At 76.2% G+C, this 9,247-nt stretch carries 6 protein-coding genes; 2 read left to right on the top strand and 4 right to left on the bottom strand.

Annotated elements, in window-relative coordinates:
• Positions 1-663 (bottom strand): malectin domain-containing carbohydrate-binding protein (locus WCS02_RS13930; RefSeq protein WP_340294239.1); only part of this gene is annotated, 663 nt, incomplete at its 3' end.
• Positions 664-800: 137 nt separating this feature from the next.
• Complete coding sequence (locus WCS02_RS13935; protein WP_340294241.1) at positions 801-2,834, bottom strand: apiosidase-like domain-containing protein; 2,034 nt, start codon at positions 2,832-2,834, stop codon at positions 801-803.
• 200 nt (positions 2,835-3,034) lie between these two features.
• Between WCS02_RS13935 and malQ the strand changes: the two genes are divergently transcribed.
• Entirely contained in the window at positions 3,035-5,200 is a 2,166-nt protein-coding gene (malQ, locus tag WCS02_RS13940) for a 4-alpha-glucanotransferase (protein ID WP_340294243.1), read from the top strand.
• Between the two features lie 114 nt (positions 5,201-5,314).
• Here malQ and pepN read toward each other — a convergent pair whose 3' ends face one another.
• Complete coding sequence (pepN, locus tag WCS02_RS13945; RefSeq protein ID WP_340294245.1) at positions 5,315-7,891, bottom strand: aminopeptidase N; 2,577 nt, start codon at positions 7,889-7,891, stop codon at positions 5,315-5,317.
• Positions 7,892-8,019: 128 nt separating this feature from the next.
• Here pepN and WCS02_RS13950 point away from each other — a divergent pair, with 128 nt between their 5' ends.
• Positions 8,020-8,661, top strand: coding sequence for a mycothiol-dependent nitroreductase Rv2466c family protein (locus tag WCS02_RS13950; protein WP_452039060.1), 642 nt, complete (start codon positions 8,020-8,022; stop codon positions 8,659-8,661).
• 74 nt (positions 8,662-8,735) lie between these two features.
• Here the strand turns inward: WCS02_RS13950 and WCS02_RS13955 are convergent.
• A partial coding sequence (locus WCS02_RS13955) for a DUF429 domain-containing protein (RefSeq protein ID WP_340294247.1) occupies positions 8,736-9,247 on the bottom strand: 512 nt, incomplete at its 5' end.

Consider the following 9,247-nt stretch of genomic DNA (forward strand, 5'->3'; position numbering starts at 1 on the left):
GGGCACGGGCGCGGGGTCCGGCTCGGGCTCGGGGGCGGGCTCCGGGACGGGTCCGGGGTCCGGCACCGGGGCGGGGGGCGCGGGCGACGGCGAGGGCGCGGGTGCCGGCGACGCCGTGCCGACCAGCCGCGCCTCGACCGCCGACAGCGTGGCGCCGTCCTTCCGGGCGGTGAAGGCGAGGTCCAGGACGCCATCGGTGACGGGGACGTCGGCGCTCACCTGGTGGGCGTGGCGCTTGCCGACCGTCCGGTGCAGGTCGAGGTCGGTGACGACCGGGCGGCCCTCGCCGGTGGCGGAGAAGACCCGCTTCCCGTCGGCGGAGTGGTAGTTCTCCTGCAGGTGCAGCGTCACGCGGTAGGTGCCGTCCTCCGGGACGGGGACCTCGTAGCGCGTGAGCCGGACCCGCATCTGCTGGTAGAGCCGGTCGTCGGCCGTGCCGGCGACGGGCTTGCTGGTCACGCTCGTCCGGCGGCCGTCACCGCGGCCGGTGTCGGCGGCCCAGGTGCGGCCGGCGGTGTCCGTGTACGCGGGGCCGCCGACGTTGACGCGGACGACGGGGGCGGGGGCGGCGGCCGCGGGCACGGGGTCCCGCAGCGACTCGAGGGGGACGAGCGTGCTGGCCAGCGCGATCCCCGTGGCGAGGGCAGGGAGGAAGGGGGGCATGGCCGCACTATCGCCCACCCGGGGGCCCGGGTGGGTGTCTGGCGGATGACTTTTCCAGTCCCCCTGCACAAGGCGACGTCACAGGACGGCGGGCGCGCCGCGGTCGCGGCGCGCCCGCCGTCGCGGGGAGCGGTCTGTCAGGAGGCGGTCATCACCAGCACCGCGTCGGACCAGCCGGGCCACGGGACGGACCGGGTGCCGCTGGCCGCGAAGCTGCCGACGGCCTTGCGGGCGCCGGTGGCCGGGTCCACCCACGCGAGGGTGACCGTGCTGCCACCCAGGGCGTCCATGTCGACGCCGACGGTCCGGGAGGTCGGGACGTAGGTGTAGGCGGTGGTGCCCACGCGCCCGGTGACGGCCCGGTCGTGGCCGGTCGAGCTGCCCACGCCCGAGCTGAGGACGGTGGAGGAGCGGTGCACGGGCCGGGAGGTGCCGACGATCGAGGCGATGCGGGTGACGTCGGAGGCCGACCTCGCGCCCAGGCCGGTGCGCCAGCCGCTGTCGATGTCCCAGACGTTCTCGTGGCCGTAGGCGAAGCCGGCGCCGTGCAGGACGGACCACCAGGCCTGGGCGCGCAGGGCGCGGCCGTCGAGGTACGGCGAGCGGGTGCGGGCGTCGTAGTAGGCCTCGGTGACGACGACAGGCAGGCCGCGGTCGGTGCTGCCGGCGGCGGCGAGGTAGGTGCGCTCGTTGCCGTAGGCCGACGCGAGCGACTTCCAGGAGCGGCCCTCGAAGGCGGCGTAGCTGCTCACGGTGCGGGCGGCGTGGTAGGTCATGAGGTGGCGGACCGGCTCGGCGGAGCGGATCGCGGTGGCCATGGCGTCGGTCGCCGCGACCCGGCTGCTGCGGTCCAGGCCCGAGGGCACCTTGCTGACGTCACCGGTCGCGGTGCCGGGGTTGTTGTCGCCGCCGAGCAGCCAGACGATGTTGGGCAGGTGGCCCAGGCGGCGGCCGAGGAACGAGCCGTAGGCGGTGGCCCGCGACGTGGTGACGTGCCCGCGCCAGTCCTCGCCGGCGTAGCCGTACCAGGACGGCACCAGCGTGACGGCCATGCCGCGGGCGCCGGCCTGCTCGACGATCCAGGCCAGGTGGTCCCAGTAGTCGTAGTCGGGGCTGGCGGCGTCGCGGGTGCGGGCGCCGGTCTCCAGCGGGCGCGACAGGTCGGTCGGTGCCGCGAAGGGCCAGTCGCCGTAGGCGTTGCGGGCGTCGCTGAGGTGGAGGAAGTCCAGCGCCGACATCTGCACGGCGGTGAAGCCCTGGCGGTCGCGGGCGTCGAGCAGCTCGAGCACCTGCGGCTGCGTGAGCCGGCTGGGGGCGAGCCACGGGGTGTCGGCGAGGTAGAGGAACGGGCGGCCGGCGGCGTCGACGACGGAGCGGCGGTCGGCGGAGGCGGTGAGCGGGAACGCGGGGGCACCCACGACCGGCGACGGTGCGACGGGGGTCGGGGTCGGGGTCGGGGTGGGGGAGGGGGCCGGGGCGCTGCCCACGAGGGTCGCCTCGACGCCGGACAGCGTCGCGGAGTCCCGGCGGGCGGTGAAGCCCAGGCTGAGGACGCCGTCGGAGACGGGGACGTCGGCGCTCACGGTGTGCGCGGTGGCGCGGCCGACCCGCGCGACCAGGTCGAGGTCGGACACCAGGGTGCGGCCCTCGGCGGTGGCGGAGAAGACCCGCTCGCCCGGGGCGTCGTGGTAGTTCTCCTGCAGGTGCAGGGTGACGCGGTAGGTGCCGGCCTGGGGGACCTTGACGTCGTATCGGCCGAGCTGGACGCGCAGCGACTGGTAGAGGGCGTCGTCGGTGGTCCCGGCGACCGGCTGCGCGGCGACGCCGGTGGTGCGGCCGTCGGTGGCGCCGGTGTCGGCGGTCCAGGCGCGGCCGGAGGAGTCGGTCCAGGCGCCGCCGCCGACGTTGACGCGCACGGCGGTCCCGGCGTCGGAGGCGGCGGAGAGGGCCTGCTCGGTGGTCGCGCCCGTGGTGGAGGCGGCCTCCGTGGTCTGGGCGGCCTCCAGGGTCGGGGCGGCCTCCAGGGTCGGGGCGGGGGCCGTGGTCGTGGTGGTGGCGGCCGTGCTGGGTGCGGGGGCGGGGACTCCGGCGGGGGCGGCGGAGGCGGGCAGGGCGCCGGTGGCGAGGGCGAGGACGCTCGCGAGGGCGACGGGCAGGAGGGGTCGGGGCATACCACCAGATCGGCGGGCCCCCGGGGGGCCTGGAGCGAGCACCACCCGACCGGCCCAGCCCGACCGGGCCCCCGCGGGCCGGGCGCCGGGCCGCCGGGCCCGCGTCCCGTCGTCGCCCGCGGCCTGTGTCTGGGAGGATCGCCGCCGGGCCGAGCGGCCCTGGACAGGTGGCCGACCCGCCGCCGGGACGGAGCGACCAGGTGGACGACGGGGCGACGCAGGAGCAGGGCCTGGACGAGGACCTCGTCCGGCTCGCCACGGCCTACGGGGTGGCCACGGAGTACTGGGACTGGCAGGGCGCGCACGTCACGGTGCCCCGCAGCACGGTGCTCGCGGTGCTCGCCGCCCTGCAGGTGGACGCCTCCACCCCCGACGCGCTCGCGGCCGCGCTCACCGACACCGAGCTGCGCGGCTGGCGCCGCCCGGTCCCGCCGGTCACCGTCGTCCGCGAGGCCGCCACCGGCGCCACGGTCACCACCCACGTCCCCGACGGCTGGTCCGCCGAGCTCACGGTGTGGCTGGAGGAGGGCGGCCGCCGCCACCTGTCGCAGGTCGCCGGCTCGGCCGGCCCGCGCGAGGTCGACGGCGAGCGCCTGGGCGAGGCGGTGTTCGCGCTGCCCGCGGACCTGCCCCTGGGCTGGCACGAGCTGCACCTGGCCAGCGCGGACCCCGCCGGCGCGCAGCAGGCCCGCGAGCAGACCGGCGTCCTCGTCGTGTCCCCGGACCGGCTCCGGCTGCCCGACGCCCTGGCCGAGCACCGGCAGTGGGGCTTCATGACCATGCTCTTCCAGCTGCGCTCGGAGGACTCCTGGGCCTTCGGCGACATGGCCGACCTCGCCGAGGTCGCCAGCTGGTCCGCGCGCGAGCACGGCGCGGGCTTCGTGCTGCTCAACCCGCTGCACGCCCCCGACCCGGTCGCGCCGGTCGAGGCCAGCCCGTACCTGCCGGCGACCCGCCGCTTCGTCAACCCGCTGTACCTGCGGGTGGAGGACGTCCGGGAGACCGCGTACCTGTCGGCCGCGGACCGTGCGGTCGTGGAGTGGCACGCCGAGGAGCTGCGCGAGCTCAACCGGGACGACGTGCTCATCGACCGCGACCTGGTGTGGGAGGCCAAGAAGGCCGCGCTCGAGCGGGTCTTCGCGGTCCGCCGCTCGCCCGCCCGGCAGGCGGCGTTCGAGGCGTTCCGGGAGCGCGAGGGCCAGGGCCTGGTCGACTGGGCGACCTGGTGCGCGCTGCGCGAGTTCTACGGCGTCCCCTCGCCCCGCTGGCCCGCGCACGCGAGCAGCCCGACGAGCGAGGCCGTCGTCCAGCTGCGCGAGGAGCTCGCCGACCGCGTCGAGTTCCACTGCTGGCTGCAGTGGCTCATGGACATCCAGCTCGGCGACGCCCAGCGGGCCGCCGTCGAGGCCGGCATGGGGCTCGGCATCGTCCACGACCTCGCCGTCGGCGTGCACCCGGACGGCGCGGACGCCTGGGCGCTGCAGGACACGATGGCCCGCGGGGTGAGCGTCGGCGCCCCGCCGGACGCCTTCAACCAGCAGGGCCAGGACTGGTCGCAGCCGCCGTGGCGCCCCGACGCGCTGGAGGAGGCGGCCTACGCCCCGCTGCGCGACATGCTCCGCGCGGTGCTGCGGCACGGCGGCGGCATCCGGATCGACCACATCATCGGCCTGTTCCGGCTGTGGTGGATCCCCTCGGGCGCGGGCCCGGACGCCGGCACCTACGTCCGGTTCGACCACGAGGCCATGATCGGCGTGCTTGCGCTGGAGGCCCACCGGGCCGGCGCGGTCGTCGTCGGCGAGGACCTGGGCAACGTCGAGCCGTGGGTGCGGGACTACCTGCGCGAGCGGGGCGTGCTCGGCACGTCGATCCTGTGGTTCGAGAAGGACGCCGACGGCACGCCGCTCAAGCCGCAGAAGTGGCGCGAGCTGTGCCTGGCGACCGTGACCACCCACGACCTGCCCCCGACCGCCGGGTACCTGGCCGGGGAGCACATCGAGGTCCGGGAGCGGCTCGGCCTGCTCACCCGGGACCCGGCCGAGGAGCGCGCGGCCGACACCGCCGACCGGGCGGCCTACCTGCAGATGCTCACCGACCTGGGGCTGCTGCCGGAGCAGGCGGTGGAGCGGCAGACGGTCGAGGCCCTGCACCGGCTGCTGACGTGGACCCCGAGCCTGCTGCTCGGCGTCGCGCTGCCGGACGCGGTCGGCGACCGACGGGCCATCAACCAGCCGGGGACTCACCTGGAGTACCCCAACTGGCGCCTGCCGCTGGCGGACGGCGCGGGCATGCCCGTGCTGCTGGAGGACCTGGTGCGCAGCCCGCGCGCGGCGAGCCTGGGCCGGGTGCTGCGCGAGGGCGTCTGAGCCCTGACGGCACGACGTGCCGCCGCGGCGAACCCGTGTCGCCACGACGGCACCCTGTGACGGGTAGACCGCCTCAGGGTGCCGTCGTGACGGGACGTCGGGCGGCTGCGCGCCTCAGGCGTCGGCGCGGTCGCGGGCGTGGGCCCGCAGCGCGCGCGCCGTACCGTCGCGGTTCTCCAGCACGAGGCGGCGCAGGCCGCCGGGCGCGTCGGGGTGGGCGGCCAGCCACGCGTCGCCGCGCGCGACGACGTCCTCGGTGACCAGCGCCGTCGGGTAGGCGCCGCTGACGAACTGCTGCGCCATCTCGTTCGTGCGCCCGTCCCACAGCGGCAGGAGCGCCTCGAAGTACCGGTCGAGGAAGCGCTCGAACAGCTCGGGCTCGGGCGCGCGGGAGAAGCCGCCGATGGTGGCGGCGGAGACCGCGTTGGGCAGGTCCCCGGCCATGACGGCGCGCCAGGCCTCCTCCTTGGCCTCGACGGTCGGCCGGGCCGCGAGCGCGGACGCGGCGGCGCGCTGCCCGGACGCGGTGCCGTCGCGGGACAGCTCGGCCTCCACGAGCGCGGCCGAGCCGAGCGAGCCGTCCTCGTCGGCGCCGGCGACGGCGCCGACCAGGTCCCAGCGCAGGTCGGTGTCCACGGTGAGCCCGGGCAGCTCGAGCGAGCCGTCGAGCAGGCCGCGGACGACCTCGACGTGCTCGGCGCGGCGGACCGTCCCGCAGAGCGCGCGGACCGCCTGCAGCTGGATGTCGCTGCCGGGCTCGGCGGCGCGCGCCAGGTCCCACAGCGCGGTCGCGACCCGCTCCGCCGTCGCGGCCCGGCGCTCGGGTGCGGTGTAGAGCCGCGCGGCGCTGCTGAGCTGGCGGACCAGGGTGAGCACCACCGACGACTCGGTCTCCGCGGCGACGTTGCCCAGGACGAGGTCGACGAAGCGACCCGCCCCTGTCTCGGCGTCGCGGAGCATGTCCCACGCCGCGCCCCAGACCACGCTGCGCGCCATGGCGTCCGGCATCGCGCGCAGGTGCTCGGTGGCCGTGGCCAGCGACACCGGGTCCAGGCGGACCTTGGCGTAGGCCAGGTCCTCGTCGTTGAGCAGGAGCATCGCCGGGCGCGGCGTCCCCGCCAGCTCCGGCACCTCGGTGCGGGCGCCGTCGACGTCGAGCTCGACGCGCCGGGTCCGGACGAGCGCGCCGCCCTGCAGCTCGTAGCAGCCCACGACCAGGCGGTGGGGGCGGAGGACGGGGTGCTCGTCGGGGGCGGTCTGCACCAGGGTGACGCGCGACATGGTGCCGTCGGCGGCCTCCTCGACCTCGGCGCCGAGGGTGGTGACGCCGGAGGTGAGCAGCCAGCGGCGGACCCAGTCGTCCAGGTCGCGGCCGCTCGCGGTGGACAGCTCGCCGAGCAGGTCGCCGAACTCGGTGTTCCCCCAGGCGTGCGCCCGGAAGTAGGCCCGCAGCCCCTGGAGGAACTGCTCGCGGCCCACCCAGGCGACGAGCTGCTTGAGCACGCTGGCGCCCTTGGCGTAGGTGATGCCGTCGAAGTTGACCTCGACGTCCTCCAGGTCGCGGATGTCGGCGATGACCGGGTGGGTGGTCGGCAGCTGGTCCTGCCGGTAGGCCCAGGACTTCTCCATGGCCGAGAACGTCGTCCAGGCCTGGTCCCAGCGCGTGGCCTCCGCCGTCGCCAGGGTCGAGGCGAACTCCGCGAAGGACTCGTTGAGCCAGAGGTCGTCCCACCAGCGCATCGTCACCAGGTCGCCGAACCACATGTGGGCCAGCTCGTGCAGCACCGTCACCGCGCGCCGCTCGTGGAACGCCTCCGGGGTCTTGGACCGGAAGACGTAGGTCTCGGTGAAGGTCACGCAGCCGGCGTTCTCCATCGCCCCGGCGTTGAACTCGGGGACGAACAGCTGGTCGTACTTCTCGAACGGGTACGCCTGGTCGAACGCCTCCTCGTAGAAGGCGAACCCGCGGCGGGTGGTGTCGAGGATCTCCGCGGCGTCCAGGTGCTCCGCGAGCGAGGCCCGGCAGAACACGCCGAGCGGGACCGTACGGCCGTCGCGGCTCGTGAGCTGCTCGCGGACCGCGTGGTACGGCCCGGCGACCAGCGCGGTGACGTAGGACGACAGCCGCGGGGTGGGGGCGAAGCGCCACGTCGCGCGGCCCTGCCCGGCCGGCTCCGGCTGCGGCGTCGGGGACACCGAGACGACCTGCCAGTGCTCGGGCGCGGTGACGGTGAGGCTGAACGTGGCCTTGAGGTCGGGCTGCTCGAAGACCGCGAGGACGCGGCGGGAGTCGGCGACCTCGAACTGCGTGTACAGGTACGCCTCGCCGTCGACGGGGTCGACGAAGCGGTGCAGGCCCTCGCCGGTGTTCATGTAGCGGCACCGGGCGGTCACGGTGACCTCGACGTCGCCGGGGGGCAGGTCGTGCAGCCACAGCCGGGAGTCGTGGTGGACGTGGGCGGGGTCCAGCCGCCGGCTGCCGGCAGAGGTGCGGACCTCGACGGCCTCCACGTGCTCGGCCACGAGGTCCAGCCACGTGGTGCCGTGCCCCGTGGTCCGGAACCGGGCCGTCGTCGTGGAGACGAAGGTGTCCGGCCCGGTCGTGAGGTCGAGGTCGACGTCGTAGCTCTGCGAGCGGACGAGGGCGGCGCGAGCCTGCGCCTCGTCGCGCGTGAGGTTGGTCCCTGGCACGGCGCGATCCTGTCACGGGGCCCGCCCCGGCGGTCCCGCCCCGCGTGCGGAATGGCGGCCCCGCGGGCACGGTTGTGCCGACCGGACCCCCGCACGCCCGACCCGCCCCCCACCGCAGGAGACCCGACGTGACCCAGCAGACGCAGAGCACCGACCAGGCCGGGCAGGGCGGCGCCGTCGCCGACTTCTGGTTCGACCCGGTCTGCCCGTGGGCGTGGATGACCTCGCGCTGGATGGACGAGGTGCAGGCCGTCCGCGACGTCACCGTCCGCTGGCACGTCATGAGCCTCGCCGTCCTCAACGAGGGCCGGGACCTGCCCGAGGAGTACCGCGACATGATGACCCGGGCGTGGGGCCCGGTCCGCGTCGTCGTCGCCGCCCAGCAGGCCCACGGCGACGAGGTCGTCAAGCGGCTGTACGACGCGATCGGCACCCGGATCCACCCCGGCGGGCGCAAGGACTGGGACGCCGTCGTCGTCGAGGCCCTCGAGGAGGTCGGCCTGCCCGCGTCGCTCGCCGACGCCGCCGGGTCGAACGACCACGACGAGGCGCTCAAGCAGTCCCACGCCGAGGGCATCGGGCTGGTCGGCGAGGACGTCGGCACCCCGGTCGTCGCCTTCGACGGCGTGGCCTTCTTCGGCCCGGTCGTCACCCCCACCCCGCGGGGCGAGGCCGCCGGCCGGCTGTGGGACGGCACCCTCCTCGTGGCCGCCACCCCCGGCTTCTACGAGCTCAAGCGCAGCCGCTCGCAGGGCCCCGTCTTCGACTGAGGCCGTCCTGCACCGGCCGGGCGCGCGGGCGTCCGGCCGGTCGGACGACCAGGACGGTCGGTCGACGAGGACGGTCAGACGACGAGGACGGCCCGCCCCGGGGCGGGGGAGCCGTCCGACCACACGGCCGTCGTCCCCGCTCCGAGAACGCGGGCCTGCCCAAAGGCGTGCCGCAGCGCCGAGCAGGCCGCGGCCAGGGCGTCGAGGGCGTCGTCGACCGGCACGAGCGCGTCCGTGCCCCGGCCGGTGGGCACCCCCGCCAGGGCGTCGAGCACGTCGAGCGAGGGCATGGTGCTCGCCAGCGGCCGGACCCGCTGGGCGACGCCCGCCGCGGAGCGTTTGCCGGCCGGCGCCGGCTCCCGGAAGTGGCGGGCCATGACGGCGAACGACGTCTCGGGGTGGACCTCGACGACCCTCGCGCCCGCGGGGCCCAGGGCGCGCACGGCGTCCTCGACCTCGAGCACCTTGTCGGCGATGCCCCAGGCCTGCGTGGAGATGCCGCCCGCACCGGCCGCCCGGGACGCGGCGTCGGCCTCGGGCCGGCTGGCGCGGGTGCCGCCGAGGCGCCGGGCGACCGCGAGGGCGG

This window comes from Aquipuribacter hungaricus (genome assembly GCF_037860755.1).
Taxonomy (GTDB): Bacteria; Actinomycetota; Actinomycetes; order Actinomycetales; family JBBAYJ01; genus Aquipuribacter; species Aquipuribacter hungaricus.

Excerpts from the sequence above, each read along its gene's own strand:
- WCS02_RS13935 (WP_340294241.1), bottom strand. The coding sequence starts at position 2,834 with ATGCCCCGACCCCTCCTGCCCGTCGCCCTCGCGAGCGTCCTCGCCCTC.